Genomic DNA, 14,612 nt, shown 5'->3' with positions numbered 1-14,612 from the left:
ACGCGTCCGACCGGGCCGGCAGGGAATCAGCGTCGGCTGCCCAACGTGGCGAAGTTCTGTGTGGTGAGCAACGTCAGGTTGTTGCGTTGCAGGATCTCGTTGACCGGCTGGTAGAACGTCGTGCCACCGCGTACGCAGTCGCCCGAGCCGCCGGAGGTGACGCCCTGCGCCTGGCTGCCCGAGATCCACGAACCGCCGGAGTCACCGGGCTCGGCGCAGACGTTCGTCCGGACCAGCCCGCTGACCAGGCCCTCCGGGTAGCGGACGGTGGCGTTGCGGGCCTGCACGGTGCCGCAGCGTACGCCGGTGGTGGAGCCGGACCGGCAGATCGACGACCCTGCGGGCACCTCCTGCGAGCCGGCGACCCGGGCGATGCCGCCCCGGAAGTCGGTCACCTCGGGCAGCACCCGGGTGTTCTGGTTGACCTGCACGAAGGCCCAGTCGTCGCCGGGGAAGGAGGAGGCCCGGAACACACCCTGCAACTCGCCGTCCGGCCCCGAGGTCCGGGCACCGACCCGGCCGCAGTGCCCGGCGGTCACGTAGCCGCCGACCACCGCGAACCCGACCGAGCAGCGGCCGGCGCCGACGAAGAAGGGCTCGCCGCCACGGACGTCGGCGAAGAGTCGCGGCTGCTCCTCGGTGGCCATCCGGACCGCCTGCCGGGGTACGCCCGCACGGGCCACGAAACGCCAGCCGGCCGCTTCGGCACCCGGTGCGGCGAGCACCACCACCGTGTTGGTGGCGACGTCGACGTACCAACCGGAGACGTTCTCGGCCCGCCCGGCGGTCCGGTCCATCCGGGTCTTGATCGCGTCGAGCTGGCCGACGCCACGCTCCACCACCTTCGGCACCGCGCCGGTGGCGCGTACCCGCTGTGCCTGTGCCTCGTCGGCGACCGCGACGTTGAGCTGGGCGCCGTCGGCGCTCAGCCAGCTACCGGCGTAGTCCCCGCCGAGGTCCGACCGGAGCTGCTCGACGACCCCGCTGGCCCAGCGTTCGGTCTTCAGCCGCGCCGCGACCTGCGCCTGGTCCAGCCCCAGGTCGCGACGCATGGCCTCGACCACCTCCGCGTCGGCGCCCGCCACGGCCTGACCGGTCGGCGCGGTGCTCGGCGCGCCGCCGTCACCGGCGAAGGACGGCAGGGCCACCGCCGCCGCCGCGCCCAGCGCCGCCACCACGACACCGATGGCTGTCAATCGTCTGCGGTCCATCCGCCATGCTCCTCCCGGCCGGCGCGGGGCACGCCTGCCGGATCGGAGTACGGGCGGATGGACCGAACGGTTCAGACTTCGACGACAGTGGGCACGATCATCGGCCGGCGCCGGTAGGCGTCGTTGACCCACCGACCCACCGTGCGACGAACGATCTGCTGGAGCTGGTGCGGGTCGGTGATGCCGTCCGCAGCGGCCCTGTTCAGGGCCTCGGTCACCAACGGGATCACCGCGTTGAACGCCTGCTGGTCCTCGGAGAAACCCTTGGCGGAGACGGTCGGCCCGGCGACCACCTTGCCGGTCACCGAGTCCACCACCACCGTCGCGGCGATGAACCCACCGTCACCGAGGATGCGACGCTCGGTGAGCAGCGATTCGCTGACGTCACCGACGGCCAGTCCGTCGACGTAGACGTACCGGCTCTTGACCCGTCCCACCAGGCTGGCCCGGCCCTCCACGAGGTCGACCACGTCGCCGTCCTCGCAGAGCACCACCCGGTCGGCCGCCACCCCGGACTCGATGCCGAGCCGGGCGTGCGCCCGCAGGTGCCGCCACTCGCCGTGCACCGGCATCAGGTTGCTGGGCCGCACCACGTTGAGCAGGTAGAGCAGTTCACCGGCGGGCGCGTGGCCGGAGACGTGCACCTTGGCCACGTCCTTGTGCACCACCACGGCACCGGCCCGGGCCAACCGGTTGATCACCCGGTAGACCGAGGTCTCGTTGCCCGGCACCAACGACGAGGCGAGCACCACCGTGTCGCCCGGGGCGATGGTGATGTGCCGGTGGTCGCCGCTGGCCATCCGGCCCAGGGCGCTCATCGGCTCGCCCTGCGACCCGGTGGACATCAGCACGATCTGCTCGGGCGGCATCGACGTGGCCTCGTCCAGGCCGACCACCAGGCCCGCCGGGATGTTGAGCAGCCCCAGGTCGCGGGCGATGCCCATGTTGCGCACCATGGACCGGCCGATCAGCGCGACCTTGCGGCCGTGCTCCAGCGCCGAGTCGAACACCTGCTGCACCCGGTGCACGTGCGAGGCGAACGAGGCGACGATGATCCGGCCGCGCGCCTTGGCGAAGATCGAGTCGAGGACCGGGCCGATCTCCCGCTCCGGGGTGACGAAGCCGGGGATCTCCGCGTTGGTGGAGTCCGAGAGCAGCAGGTCCACGCCCTCGGCGCCGAGCCGGGCGAACCCGGCCAGGTCGGTGATCCGGCCGTCCAGCGGGAGCTGGTCCATCTTGAAGTCGCCGGTGTGCAGCACCAGGCCGGCCGGCGTACGGATGGCCACCGCCAACGCGTCCGGGATCGAGTGGTTGACGGCGAAGAACTCGCACTCGAACGGACCGAGTCGCTCCCGGCCGCCCTCCCGCACCGTCAACGTGTACGGCTGGATCCGCCGCTCCGCCAGCTTCGCCTCGACCAGCGCCAGGGTGAACTGGGAACCCACCAGCGGGATGTCCGGCTTGTGGGCGAGCAGGTACGGCACCGCGCCGATGTGGTCCTCGTGCCCGTGGGTCAGCACGATCGCCTGGACGTCGTCGAGCCGGTCGAGGATGGGACCGAAATCCGGCAGGATCAGGTCGACACCGGGCTGCTCCACATCGGGGAAGAGCACGCCGCAGTCGACGACCAGCAGTTTGCCGTCGTACTCGAAGACGGTCATGTTCCGGCCGATGGCGCCGAGCCCGCCGAGCGGGGTTATCCGCAGTCCGCCCTCCGGCAGCGGCGGGGGAAGTTGGGCCTCCTCGTTGTGCGCCTCGGTCACGCGTTCACCTCATTCTGCGACGCCGTCACCCGGCGTCCGTCGTGTCGTTTGATCATTCGGGTAGCGGTAGCCCCGCCGCCGCGCAGTCGGCGCGCAGCTGGGCGAACTCGTCTTCGGTGGCTTCCACGAGCGGCGACCGGACCGGCCCGGCCGGCAGCTTCGACGCGTTCAGACCCGCCTTCACCAGGATCGTGCCCTGGGTCCGGAAGATCCCGGTGAACAACGGCAGCAGCCGGCGGTGCAGAGCGAGCGCGGTCGCGGTGTCCCCCGCGTCGTACGCCTCGATCATCCGCTTGGTGTCGGCCCCGGTGAAGTGCGTCGAGGTGCCGACCACGCCCACGCACCCGACCGCGAGCGCTGGCAGCGTGGAGGCGTCGTCGCCGCTGTAGAACGCCAGGTCCGTGCGGCTGGTCACCCAGCTCGTCGCGGTCAGGTCGTTCTTGGCGTCCTTGACCGCGACGATGCGGCCGTGCTCGGCGAGCCGGACCAGCGTCTCGGTCTCGATCGGCACCCCGGCGCGGTGCGGGATGTCGTAGACCATCACCGGCAGGCCGGTGGAGTCGGCCACCTCGATGAAGTGACGCAGCAACCCGGCCTGCGGCGGCTTGTTGTAGTACGGGGTCACCACCAGCAACCCGTGCGCACCGGCCTTCTCCGCGGCGGCGGCCAGCTCGATGGTGTGCCGGGTGTCGTTGGTGCCGACCCCCGCCACCACCCGGGCCCGCTCACCGACGGTCTCCACCACGGTCCGGATCAGGCGTTCCTTCTCCGCGTCCGTGGTGGTCGGCGACTCGCCGGTGGTGCCGTTGACCACCAGCGCGTCGTTGCCCTGCTCGGTCACGAGGTGGTCCGCGAGCCGCGCGGCGCCGTCGAGGTCGAGCGCACCGTCGGCGGTGAACGGGGTCACCATCGCGGTGAGCACTCGTCCGAAGGGGCGGGAGGCCGCCCGGACCGGTGTGTCAAGGTGGTCGTGCGTCATGGTGACAACCTAGCGGACGGCCGGCGGTCGGCCGCCGGGGAAGGCCTCAGGACCCCTCGGTGAGCGGAGTGCTCTCCCGCTCAGGATGCCGCGATGTGCGGGCTCGCCGCCACCTCGGTGCCATCGGCGAGAGTCGAGACGGCGAAGTCGGCGAAGACGTTCGGCGCCACCCGCTGCAACTGCCGCAGGCACTCCACCGCCAGCTCGCGGATCTCCACGTCGGCGTGCTCGGTGGCCCGCATCCCGATGAAGTGCCGCCAGGCACGGTAGTTGCCGGTCACCACGATCCGCGTCTCGGTGGCGTTCGGCAGCACCGCCCGCGCCGCCTGCCGGGCCTGCTTGCGCCGCAACGTCGGGTTGGGCTCGTCGGCGAAGTGCCGCTCCAACCCCTCCAACAACTCGGTGTACGCCCGCACGCTCGCCTCGGCCGCCTCGACGAACCGCTTGTGCAGCTCCGGGTCCTCGGCGATCACCCTCGGCTCCACCATCGCCGCGTCCCGCTCCGGCACGTACCGCTGCGACAACTGGGAGTACGAGAAGTGCCGGTGCCGGATAAGTTCGTGCGTGAACGACCGGGAGACCCCGCTGAAGTAGAAACTCACCGACCCGTGCTCCAGCACCGAGAGGTGCCCGACCTCCAGGATGTGCGCGAGGTATCCGGCGTTGGTGGCGGTCGCCGGATTCGGCTTCTTCCAGCTCTGGTAGCAGGCCCGGCCGGCGAACTCCGCGAGCGCCTGTCCCCCGTCCGCGTCGGTCGACCACGGCACGTCCTCCGGCGGGTCGAAGTGGGTCCACGCGATCAGCTTGACCTGGGGCTGCACCATCTCCGGCATTCCTGCGACTGTAGTTGGCCCCACCCCACCACCCCCACCCCACCCCCACCGCCCACCCCACCGCCCACCCCACCACGTGTCCCGCCGCGCGCACCGCCGCGTTGATCAAGAGGTTTCGGTCACGAACGAGGTGGCCGGAGGGCGCAAACCTCTTGATCAACTCATTCAGGAGGTGGGGGGTGGGGGGGTGGGGGGGTGGGGGGGTGGGGGGGTGGGGGGGTGGGGGGGTGGGGGGGGGGGGGGGGGGGGGGGGTGGGGGGGGGGGGGGGGGGGGGGGGGGGGGGGGTGGGGGGGGTGGGGGGGGTTAGACGTAGAGGGCGGTGAAGGGGGGCCAGGGGAGGTTGCGGATCACCGTGAAGGCCAGCCAGGCGGCGAGGAAGCCGCCGACCAGCTTCGGGCCGACGCGCAACTCCGGCAGTCGCCAGCCGAACGCCTGCTTGCCGGCCCAGGCGACGAAGAAGTACGCCAGGAAGGGCAACGCGAAGACGAAGAGGAAGTGGTGCCGGGCGGCGGCCGGCAGATCGGCGTGCAGGACGTACCAGAGGGCGCGGGTGCCACCGCAGCCCGGGCAGTCCAGCCCGGTGGTGAGTTTGAGCAGGCAGCTGGGGATCGCGTCCGGCGCGGAGCGGGTGGGATCGCTGACCAGTGCGTACCCGATGCCGGCGGCGACGCAGCCGACGGCGGCCAGCGGCACCACCCAGCGCGGGGTGCGCTCGTGCAGGCGCGTGACGAAGCGGGTCAGGCGGTCGGGCTCGGCGATCGGCGGGTAGTAGCCCGCCGGATAGCCACCGGGGTAGCCCTCCGGGTGAGCGGGGGTGGCGGGCGCGTGGGGATCGGGGGCGCCCGGTCGGTCAACGCTCGTCACGCTGCTCACCGTACACCCGCCACGCTCAGCAGCGCGGCGGCCAGCGGGCCGGCCAGATCACCGGCGGACGGCGGAGCGACCGCGTCCAGGCCGAGCCAGCCGGCGAGTCGGTACAGCTCGGCGGCGAGGGCCACGGCGGTCTCCCCCAGGTCGGCGCCCGGCTCGACCCAGGCGGCCGGCACCAGCAGCACCCCGGCCCTGCGATCGGCCTTGAGGTCGACGCGGGCGGTGAACCGCTCCCCCTGCCGGAACGGCAGCACGTAGTAGCCGTACACCCGCTGGGGCGCGGGCACGTAGATCTCGATGCGGTAGGTGAAGCCGAACAGCCGCTCGGTGCGGGCGCGTTCCCAGATCAGCGGGTCGAAGGGGCTGACCAGCGTGTTGCCGCGTACCCAGCGGGGCAGCCGGGCCTGCGCGTGCAGCCAGGCCGGCTGCCGCCAGCCCGGCACCGTCACCGGGCGCAACTCCCCGGCCTCGACCAGCTCGGCGACGGCCTGCCGGGCACCGGCCACCGGCAGCCGGAAGTAGTCGCGCAGCTCCACCTCCGCGGCCACGCCGAGCGCCCGGGCGGCGATGCCGACGAGCGTGCGGTACGCCTCGGCGTCGGTCGGCGTGGGTGCGTTCAGCACCTCGGCGGGAAGCACCCGTTCGGGCAGGTCGTAGCGGCGGGCGAAGGAGGTGGTGCGGTCCGCCGCGCACACCTCGCCGGCCCAGAACAGGTATTCCAGCGCCTGTTTGACCGCCGACCAGTTCCACCCCCAGTTGCCGGTCTCCCGGGGTGCGTCGTGCTCGATCTCGGCCACGGTCAGCGGTCCCCGCGCGGCCACCTCGTCGCGTACCCAGGCCACCAGGGCGGGCTGCTCCTGGGCGATGCGGCGCATCCCGCCCCAGGCGTCGGTGTGCGCCCGCGCCATCCGCCAGCGCAGCGCCGGATGCAGACCGACCGGCACCAGCGACGCCTCGTGCCCCCAGTACTCGAAGAGGTCACGGGGCCGACGGTAGGCGGCGGTGTCGAGCAACGTGGTCGGGTACGGCCCGAGCCGGCTGTAGAGCGGCAGGTAGTGCGCGCGTTGCAGGACGTTCACCGAGTCCATCTGGATCAGCCCGACCCGGTCGAGCACCCGCCGCAGGTGACGGCGGGTGGGCGCCCCGGTGGGCGACGGGTCGGCGAAGCCCTGTGCGGCCAGCGCCACGCGGCGGGCCTGGGCGAGCGAGAGTGATTCCGGTGCGACCATCGCAGCGCAGGCTACGTCACCCGTACGACACCGGTGCGGAGACTGGACCTGACGCCCCGGGCCGCCTAGAACTGGAGCCATGCCCACCATCCGTCGGGAGGAACCCGAGGACGCCGAGGCGATCGCCCGGGTGCACGTGAGCGGCTGGCAGGCCGGGTACGCCGGGATCATGCCGGACGAGGTGCTGGGCCGACTCAACCCGGTGGCCTGGGCGCAGCGTCGCCGGGCCCTCGGCACGGCCGACCCGGAGCATCCGTTCACCACGCTGCTCGCCGAGGTCGACGGGGCGTTGGCCGGGTTCACCACGTTCGGGCCGTACCGCAACAACCAGGACCGGGGCGACCTCGACCCGGCGTACGGCGAGGTGGTGGCGCTCTACGTGGCGCCCGCCCACTGGGGCGACGGCACGGCTCCGGTGCTGTTCGCCGCCGCGCACGACGGCCTGCGGGAACGCGGCTGGTCGGAGTACCGGGTGTGGGTGCTCGCGGACAACCACCGGGCCCGCCGGTTCTACCAGCGGGCCGGGTTGTCACCGGATGGTGAGGAGTCGACCTATCCGGTGCCGCTCTCCGGCGGGCGTCCGCCGATCGGGCTGGTCGAGTTGCGGTACACCGGCCGCCTCGACGGCTGACCGTCCGGCCGGTACCGGCGGTGCGCCCCGGTCCAGCGGTTCGCCCCGGCGGCCCAGCGGCAGGAAGGCCAGCAGCGCCAGGCTGATCCAGACGTACGTGTTGCCGAAGAGGAAGCCGTCGATCCCGCTGAAGTCCTGCTCCCACGCCCAGACGATCCGGCTGGTCAGGAAGCCGTACCCGACGATGGCGGCGGCCAGCAGCAGGTGCCGGCGACGGCTACGCGGTGGCGCGGCCATGCCGTGGTCCACCAGGAGCAACAGCCCCGGCAGCAGCCAGACCAGGTGGTGCACCCAGGTGACCGGGCTGACCAGGCACATCACCGCGCCGGTCAGCGCCAGACCGGCGGCCTCGTCGCCGGCCGCCACGGCGGCCCGCGACCGTCGGATCCACAGCGCGACGGTCGCGGCCACCAGCGCCAGCCAGGCCAGCGTGCTGGGGCTCTGCGGGTCGAGCCGGGCCACCACGCCGCGCAGCGACTGGTTGGAGACGAAGGCCAGCTCACCGACGCGGCCGGTGTTCCACAACGCCGAGGTCCAGAACTCGCGGGAGGCGTCCGGGAACAGCGCGGCGGCCAGCACGGTCGCTGCGGTCGCGGTGCCGGTGGCGGTGAGCGCCGCCCGCCAGCGACCGGTGGCCAGCAGATAGATCAGGAAGATGCCGGGCGTGAGCTTGATCGCGGTGGCCAGGCCGATGCCGACGCCGGCCCACCTGCTGTCGCGTGGCAGCAACCGCAGCAGGTCCACCGCGACCAGGAACAGCAGCAGCGTGTTGACCTGGCCGAAGTTGATGGTCTCGCGCATCGGCTCGAACGCGGCGGCCAGGCAGAGCGCCACCGCGAACGCGAACCACCGGGTCCAGCCCGCGCGGCGGGACACCGGGTCCAGCAGCCACCAGATCAGCACCGCGGCGGTGGCCACCCCGGCGGCCACGCTCACCACGATCGCCCCGTGCCAGGACAGGTACGCCATCGGCAGCATCACCAGCGCGGCGAACGGCGGGTAGGTGAAGCCGTACTGGGTGCCCGGCTTGAGGTAGTCGTAGATCTCGCCGCCGTCGTGCACCCACCAGACCAGCGCGCCGCGATAGACGTGCAGGTCGAAGAAGCCGTGCCGGACCGCCGCCACGGAGAGGAACGCGGTCACCGCGACGGCGAGTACGACCACTGCGACGACCTGTCCGACCGTCCGCCTGGCACCCTGCGCCACCGTCGCCTCCCTCACCCTGCGTAGGCTGTCGTCCCATGGCTCTGGGGTTTGTCCGCCCGGCGCGTCCGGAGGACGTCGCCGAGATCGCCCGCATCCAGCTCGCGACCTGGCGGGTCGCCTACCGGCGGCTGCTGCCCCGGCACGTGCTGGAGAACCTCGACGAGGCGTGGCTCGCGCGGCGGTGGGACGCCGCGGTGCGCCAGCCGCCCGGTGAGACCCATCGGGTGCTGGTCGCCGTCGAACAGGCCGAGCAATCGTATCTGGTGGGCTTCGCCGCCTCCGGGCCGGTCGACGCGGAGGCGCTGGCCCCGAACGAGCCCGCCGACGCGCTCGGCGCCGACGTGGTGGCGGTGACCGACCTGCTGGTGGAGCCGCGCTGGGGCCGGCGCGGACACGGCAGCCGGCTGCTCGCCGCCAGTGTGGACCTGTGGCGGGAGTCCGGCTTCACCCGGGCCGTCTCCTGGGTCTTCGAGGGCGACGAGGCGTCCCGGAAGTTCCTCGGCGCGGCCGGCTGGGAGCCCGACGGGGCGGGGCGGGCGCTGGACGTGGACGACATGCTGGTGCCGCAGCTGCGCCTGCACGTGGCGGTGCCCGCCGAGGCGGACTGAGCGGCCGTCGGACGGCCGGGGCTGCGGCAGCACCACGACGGAGATGTACTGCCACCCCGGTGCCTGTCGAGCTGAGAGCAGAGACGGATCACCGACGGCCGACTCGGCAGCGAGCAGCCAGCGACGGCTCGTCCGGCAGCGACGGATCACACGTAGCCGACCGACGGTGACGGGCGGCCGACGGTGACGGGCAGCCGACGGTGACGGGCGGCCGACCGGGCCGCGATAGCGCAGACGGTTCAGCTCGACAGTGCCCGAAGCAGGGGTAGGACACCGCCTCGGTCCGTCACGGCAACCCCCGTCCGTCACGGCAACCCCCGTCCATCGCGGCAGCCCCGGTCCGGGAGAGGTCCGCGTCGGGCGTGGCGGCCGCCCGGGTCGGGCTCAGTCGAGCAGCGGGTCCAGGCCGAGGGTCAGACCGGGTCGGCCGGGCACCGCGCGGACGGCCAGCAGCACGCCTGGCATGAACGAGACCCGGTCGTACGAGTCGTGCCGGATGGTCAGCGTCTCGCCGGTGGTGCCGAAGAGCACCTCCTGGTGGGCGAGCAGGCCGGTGGCCCGGACCGCGTGCACGCGCACCCCCTCGACGTCGGCGCCCCGGGCACCGGGGACCTCGTCGGCGGTGGCGTCCGGCACCGGGCCCAGCCCGGCCTCGGCGCGGGCCGCCGCGACCAGGCGGGCGGTGTGCGTGGCGGTGCCGCTGGGCGCGTCGAGCTTGCGCGGGTGGTGCTGCTCGATGATCTCGACGGACTCGAAGTGCCGGGCCGCGCGGGTGGCGAACTGCATCATCAGCACCGCGCCGATGCCGAAGTTCGGGGCGATCACCACACCCAGCTCCGGCCTGCCGCCGAGCCAGTCCCGCACCTGGTCCAGCCGCTGCCCGGTGAAGCCGGTGGTGCCGACGACCGCGTGCACGCCCTGGTCGACGCACCAGCGCAGGTTGTCCATCACCACGTCCGGGGTGGTGAAGTCGACGACCACCTGCGCACCGGCGTCCGCCACGGCGGTCAACGGGTCGCCCTGGTCGACCGAGGCCACCAGTTCCATGTCGGCGGCGCCGTCGACGGCCCTGCACACCTCGAGGCCCATCCGGCCCCGGGCACCCAGCACACCGACCCGGATCGGCCCGGTCGCGCCCTTCTCCTGCTCGTCAGTCACGCGGCACAACCTATCCCAATCGGGACGCCGGCACCCCGGCGGTACGACGGCCGCACCCGGGCGGCCGGGTCAGGCGACGAAGTCCGAGTCGCCGAACGGGCCGACCACGGCCAGCGACATGGGTCGGCTGAGCAGGTCGGCGGCGAGTGCGTTGACGTCGTCGAGCGTGACCGCGTCGACCCGGTGCAGCAGTTCGTCGACGGGGACCAGGTCACCGTAGAGCAGCTCGCCCTTGGCCAGCCGGCTCATCCGTGAGCCGGTGTCCTCCAGGCCGAGCACGAAGGAGCCCTTGCTCATCCCCTTGCCCCGGGCCAGTTCGGCCTCGGTGACGCCCTGCGCGGCGGTACGCGCCAACTCGGCCCGGGTCAGCTCCAGCACCTCCTGCACCCGCCCCGGGGCGCACCCGGCGTACACGCCGAACAGACCGGTGTCGGCGTACTGGCTGGCGTAGGAGTAGACCGAGTACGCCAGGCCACGCCGCTCGCGGATCTCCTGGAACAGGCGGCTGGACATGCCGCCGCCGAGCACGTTGTTGAGCACGCCGAGGGCGAAGCGTCGCTCGTCGAGCCGGTCGATGCCGGGGCAGCCGAGCACGACGTGCGCCTGCTCGGTCTCCTTCGCGTGGACGACCACGGTGGCGGTCTGGGTGCGTACCGCCGGGGTGATCGGCCGGTGCGACGCGGGCGTCGCCGGGTCGGTGTCGAGCGGACTGCCCTTGAGCGCCGACCGGACCAGCCGGACCACGGTCGCGTGGTCGAGGTTCCCGGCGGCGGCGATGACGATCTGCGGCGCGACGTAGCGGCGGCGGTAGAAGCTCTGGATCTGCCGGCGAGTCATCGGGGTGACCGTCTCGGCGGTGCCGGAGATCAGCCGGCCCAGCGGGTGGTCACCGTAGACGGCCCGGGTGAGCAGGTCGTGCACCTCGTCGCCGGGTTCGTCGTCGTGCATGGCGATCTCTTCGAGGATGACGCTCCGCTCGGTCTCCACGTCGGCCGGGTCGAGCACCGAGTCGGCGACCAGGTCGCACATCACGTCGATGGCCAGGGGCAGGTCCGCGTCCAGCACCCGGGCGTAGTAGCAGGTGTACTCCTTCGTGGTGAAGGCGTTGGTCTCGCCGCCGACCGCCTCGATCGACGAAGAGATCTCCAGGGCGTCCCGCTTGTGGGTGCCCTTGAAGAGCAGGTGCTCCAGGAAGTGGGCGGCGCCGGCCTGCGTGCCGGTCTCGTCCCGGGAGCCGACCGCCACCCAGATGCCGAACGAGACGCTGCGCATCGCCGGGATCGCCTCGGTGAGTACCCGCAGCCCGCTGGGGAGGACCGTGCGGCGCACCGTACCGCCCAGCGGGTCGTCACTCAACGTCCTGGTCACCGCGCGGGTGGCCGCTCCGGCGGACCGGGTGGTCGTGGCGGCCTGCCGGCCGCCCGAGGGCATCCCTCCCGGTCGCGCCGTGGGCAAGGACGAACGGCGGGTCCGACTCACGGCAACCTGCTTCCCAGTACGACGAGGGGTGGTGGATCACGAACCGGCCGGGCGACGGTGTCGCCCGGCCGGTCAGCGGTGCGGTACTAGCTACTGTCGGCGATCAGCTGTGCCGGGTGCGGCGCCGCGGACGGGAGTCCCCGTCGCCGCCGCCCTCGCCACCCTCCGGGCCACGGCCGCCCCGGTCGCCACCGCGCTCGCGGTCGCCCCGGTCACGCGGGCCACGGTCGCCCCGGTCACGGCTGGCCGGCCGCTCGCCACCGGCCTCGGCGGCCGGCGCCTCGGCGCCCTCCGGCCGGACCTTGTCCAGGTAGATCTTGCCGCGCTGGTCGACGTCGGCGATCTCGACCTCGACGCGGTCGCCGACGTTGAGGAAGTCCTCGACCTTGTCGACCCGCTTGCCGTCGCCCACCTTGGAGATGTGCAGCAGGCCGTCGCGGCCCGGCAGCAGCGAGACGAACGCGCCGAACGGCGCGGTCTTGACCACCGTGCCCAGGAAGCGGTCGCCCGTCTTGGGCAGGGTCGGGTTGGCGATAGCGTTGATCCGCTCGACCGCGGCCTGCGCCGACGGGCCGTTGGTGGCGCCGACGTAGATGGTGCCGTCGTCCTCGATGGAGATCTCGGCGCCGGTCTCGTCCTGGATGGCGTTGATGGTCTGGCCCTTCGGGCCGATCACCATGCCGATCTTGTCGACCGGGATCTTCACCGTGGTGACCCGCGGCGCGTAGTCGGACATCTCGGCCGGAGCCTCGATCGCCCGCTGCATCACGTCGAGGATGGTCTGCCGGGCCTCGTACGCCTGCTGGAGCGCGGCGGCCAGCACGTCCGACGGGATGCCGTCGAGCTTGGTGTCGAGCTGCAGGGCGGTGACGAAGTCCCGGGTGCCGGCGACCTTGAAGTCCATGTCACCGAAGGCGTCCTCGGCACCGAGGATGTCGGTCAGCGTCACGTACTGGGTCTTGCCGTCGACCTCGTCGGAGATGAGGCCCATGGCGATGCCGGCCACCGGCGCCCGCAGCGGCACACCGGCGGAGAGCAGACCCAGCGACGAGGCGCAGACCGAACCCATCGAGGTGGAACCGTTGGAGCTGAGCGCCTCGGAGACCTGGCGGATCGCGTACGGGAACTCCTCCCGCGACGGCAGCACCGGGATCAGCGCCCGCTCCGCCAGCGCGCCGTGCCCGATCTCGCGGCGCTTCGGCGAGCCCACCCGGCCGGTCTCGCCGGTCGAGTACGGCGGGAAGTTGTAGTTGTGCATGTAGCGCTTGGACTTCTCCGGGGAGAGGGTGTCCAACGACTGCTCCATACGCAGCATGTTCAGCGTGGTGACGCCGAGGATCTGGGTCTCGCCACGCTCGAACAGCGCCGAGCCGTGCACCCGGGGCAGCACGCCGACCTCGGCGCTCAACGGACGGATCTCGCGCGGGCCACGGCCGTCGATCCGGACCTGCTCCCGCAGCACCCGGCCGCGCACCTCGGACTTGGTCAGCGAGCGGAAGGCAGCCGACAGCTCCTTCTCCCGACCCTCGAAGCGCGGGCCGAGCTCCTCCTGCAGGCGGGCCTTGATCGCGTCGAGGGCCTCCTCGCGGTCCGCCTTGCCGGCGATCTGCAGGGCCTCGGCGACGTCGGCGCGAGCGAACTCGGCGACCGCGTCGTACGCGTCGTCCTGGTAGTCCAGGAAGACCGGGAAGTCGGCGACGGGCTTGGCGGCCACCTCGGCCAGCTCGCTCTGCGCGCGGCACAGCTCACGGATGGCCGGCTTGGCGGCCTCCAGACCGCTGGCCACGACCTCCTCGGTGGGTGCCGGGGCACCGTCGGCGACCAGCTTGACGGTGTGCTCGGTGGCCTCGGCCTCGACCATCATGATCGCGACGTCGCCGTCGGCCAGGGCGCGACCGGCCACCACCATGTCGAAGGTGGCGCGGCTCAGCTCCTCGTGGGTCGGGAAGGCGACCCACTGGCCGTCGACGTGGGCCATCCGGGTGGCCCCGATCGGGCCGGAGAACGGCAGGCCGGAGAGCTTCGTCGACATCGAGGCGGCGTTGATCGCCACCACGTCGTACGGGTGCTGCGGGTCGAGCGCGAGGATGGTCTCGACGACCTGCACCTCGTTGCGCAGGCCCTTGACGAACGAGGGGCGCAGCGGCCGGTCGATCAGGCGGCAGGTGAGGATGGCGTCCTCGCTGGGGCGACCCTCACGGCGGAAGAACGAGCCGGGGATCCGGCCCGCGGCGTACATCCGCTCCTCGACGTCGACGGTCAGCGGGAAGAAGTCGAAGTGCTCCTTCGGCTGCTTGCCGGCGGTGGTGGCGGAGAGGACGACCGTCTCGCCGAGCTGGGCGATGACGGAGCCGGCGGCCTGACGGGCCAGCCGACCGGTGGAGAAGGTGATCTCACGGGTGCCGAACGAGCCGTTGTCGATCACGGCGGTGCGGACTTCGGTGCCGAGTTTGGTCTCGGTCATGGTGCGGCAGTACTCCTTCGCATCGGGGGCCACGACGCGGGAGCTGTACGGACGGCCGGTCTTCGATCGAAGCGCCCGGTACCACCGGCGAGATGCCGGGGCCTCCGGAGGCCACTACCGGAGACCGGTACGCCGACGGCTCCCCTTGTCTCAGGTGCGCGCGGCCCGTGTCTCGGGTGG

The 14,612-nt window shown here is 72.6% G+C and carries 12 protein-coding genes; 2 read left to right on the top strand and 10 right to left on the bottom strand.

Annotated elements, in window-relative coordinates:
- Positions 1 to 26 precede the first annotated feature (26 nt).
- The 6 genes from ACFYTT_RS12665 to ACFYTT_RS12640 all read right to left on the bottom strand — a co-directional run bounded on the left by ACFYTT_RS12665 (position 27) and on the right by ACFYTT_RS12640 (position 6,886).
- Positions 27 to 1,211 carry a S1 family peptidase gene (locus ACFYTT_RS12665; protein ID WP_176093014.1) on the bottom strand — a complete coding sequence of 395 codons (1,185 nt, stop codon included), beginning with the start codon at positions 1,209 to 1,211 and terminating at the stop codon, positions 27 to 29.
- 71 nt (positions 1,212 to 1,282) lie between these two features.
- On the bottom strand, positions 1,283 to 2,974 hold the full coding sequence (locus tag ACFYTT_RS12660; RefSeq protein WP_131055346.1) for a ribonuclease J: 1,692 nt from the start codon (positions 2,972 to 2,974) through the stop codon (positions 1,283 to 1,285).
- Positions 2,975 to 3,026: 52 nt separating this feature from the next.
- The gene (dapA, locus tag ACFYTT_RS12655; RefSeq protein ID WP_387258990.1) at positions 3,027 to 3,953 is read right to left on the bottom strand and encodes a 4-hydroxy-tetrahydrodipicolinate synthase; all 927 of its coding nucleotides are present in this window, start codon (positions 3,951 to 3,953) and stop codon (positions 3,027 to 3,029) included.
- 80 nt (positions 3,954 to 4,033) lie between these two features.
- Complete coding sequence (gene thyX / locus ACFYTT_RS12650) at positions 4,034 to 4,777, bottom strand: FAD-dependent thymidylate synthase (RefSeq protein ID WP_131055348.1); 744 nt, start codon at positions 4,775 to 4,777, stop codon at positions 4,034 to 4,036.
- Positions 4,778 to 5,090: 313 nt separating this feature from the next.
- Positions 5,091 to 5,660, bottom strand: a complete 570-nt coding sequence (locus ACFYTT_RS12645) for a DUF2752 domain-containing protein (protein WP_387258989.1) — start codon at positions 5,658 to 5,660, stop codon at positions 5,091 to 5,093.
- Positions 5,657 to 6,886 carry a winged helix-turn-helix domain-containing protein gene (locus tag ACFYTT_RS12640; protein ID WP_387258987.1) on the bottom strand — a complete coding sequence of 410 codons (1,230 nt, stop codon included), beginning with the start codon at positions 6,884 to 6,886 and terminating at the stop codon, positions 5,657 to 5,659. The genes ACFYTT_RS12645 and ACFYTT_RS12640 overlap by 4 nt, the downstream gene beginning before the upstream one ends.
- Positions 6,887 to 6,965: 79 nt before the next feature.
- Between ACFYTT_RS12640 and ACFYTT_RS12635 the strand changes: the two genes are divergently transcribed.
- Positions 6,966 to 7,517: a GNAT family N-acetyltransferase gene (locus tag ACFYTT_RS12635; RefSeq protein WP_131055338.1), complete on the top strand. Its 552-nt coding sequence runs from the start codon at positions 6,966 to 6,968 to the stop codon at positions 7,515 to 7,517.
- Here ACFYTT_RS12635 and ACFYTT_RS12630 read toward each other — a convergent pair.
- A complete protein-coding gene (locus ACFYTT_RS12630; protein WP_387259743.1) occupies positions 7,416 to 8,723 on the bottom strand; it encodes a glycosyltransferase family 87 protein in 1,308 nt (435 codons plus the stop codon). The two genes, ACFYTT_RS12635 and ACFYTT_RS12630, sit on opposite strands and share 102 nt — an antisense overlap.
- A 35-nt stretch (positions 8,724 to 8,758) precedes the next feature.
- On the opposite strand from ACFYTT_RS12630, the gene ACFYTT_RS12625 reads away from it, so the two are divergent.
- Positions 8,759 to 9,331, top strand: coding sequence for a GNAT family N-acetyltransferase (locus tag ACFYTT_RS12625; protein WP_131057756.1), 573 nt, complete (start codon positions 8,759 to 8,761; stop codon positions 9,329 to 9,331).
- Positions 9,332 to 9,715: 384 nt separating this feature from the next.
- Here ACFYTT_RS12625 and dapB read toward each other — a convergent pair whose 3' ends face one another.
- The 3 genes from dapB to ACFYTT_RS12610 form a co-directional block, all read right to left on the bottom strand.
- Positions 9,716 to 10,489, bottom strand: coding sequence for a 4-hydroxy-tetrahydrodipicolinate reductase (gene dapB / locus ACFYTT_RS12620; RefSeq protein WP_357213196.1), 774 nt, complete (start codon positions 10,487 to 10,489; stop codon positions 9,716 to 9,718).
- Between the two features lie 69 nt (positions 10,490 to 10,558).
- Positions 10,559 to 11,920, bottom strand: a complete 1,362-nt coding sequence (locus tag ACFYTT_RS12615; protein WP_387258984.1) for a M16 family metallopeptidase — start codon at positions 11,918 to 11,920, stop codon at positions 10,559 to 10,561.
- 151 nt (positions 11,921 to 12,071) lie between these two features.
- Positions 12,072 to 14,432 carry a polyribonucleotide nucleotidyltransferase gene (locus ACFYTT_RS12610; RefSeq protein WP_357213190.1) on the bottom strand — a complete coding sequence of 787 codons (2,361 nt, stop codon included), beginning with the start codon at positions 14,430 to 14,432 and terminating at the stop codon, positions 12,072 to 12,074.
- Between the last annotated feature and the right edge of the window lie 180 nt (positions 14,433 to 14,612).

This window comes from Micromonospora sp. NPDC003816 (assembly GCF_042874705.1).
In the GTDB taxonomy this organism is placed as follows: domain Bacteria; phylum Actinomycetota; class Actinomycetes; order Mycobacteriales; family Micromonosporaceae; genus Micromonospora.
Note: the sequence above shows the minus strand (reverse complement) of the source record. Positions and strands in the feature narration are given on the sequence as shown.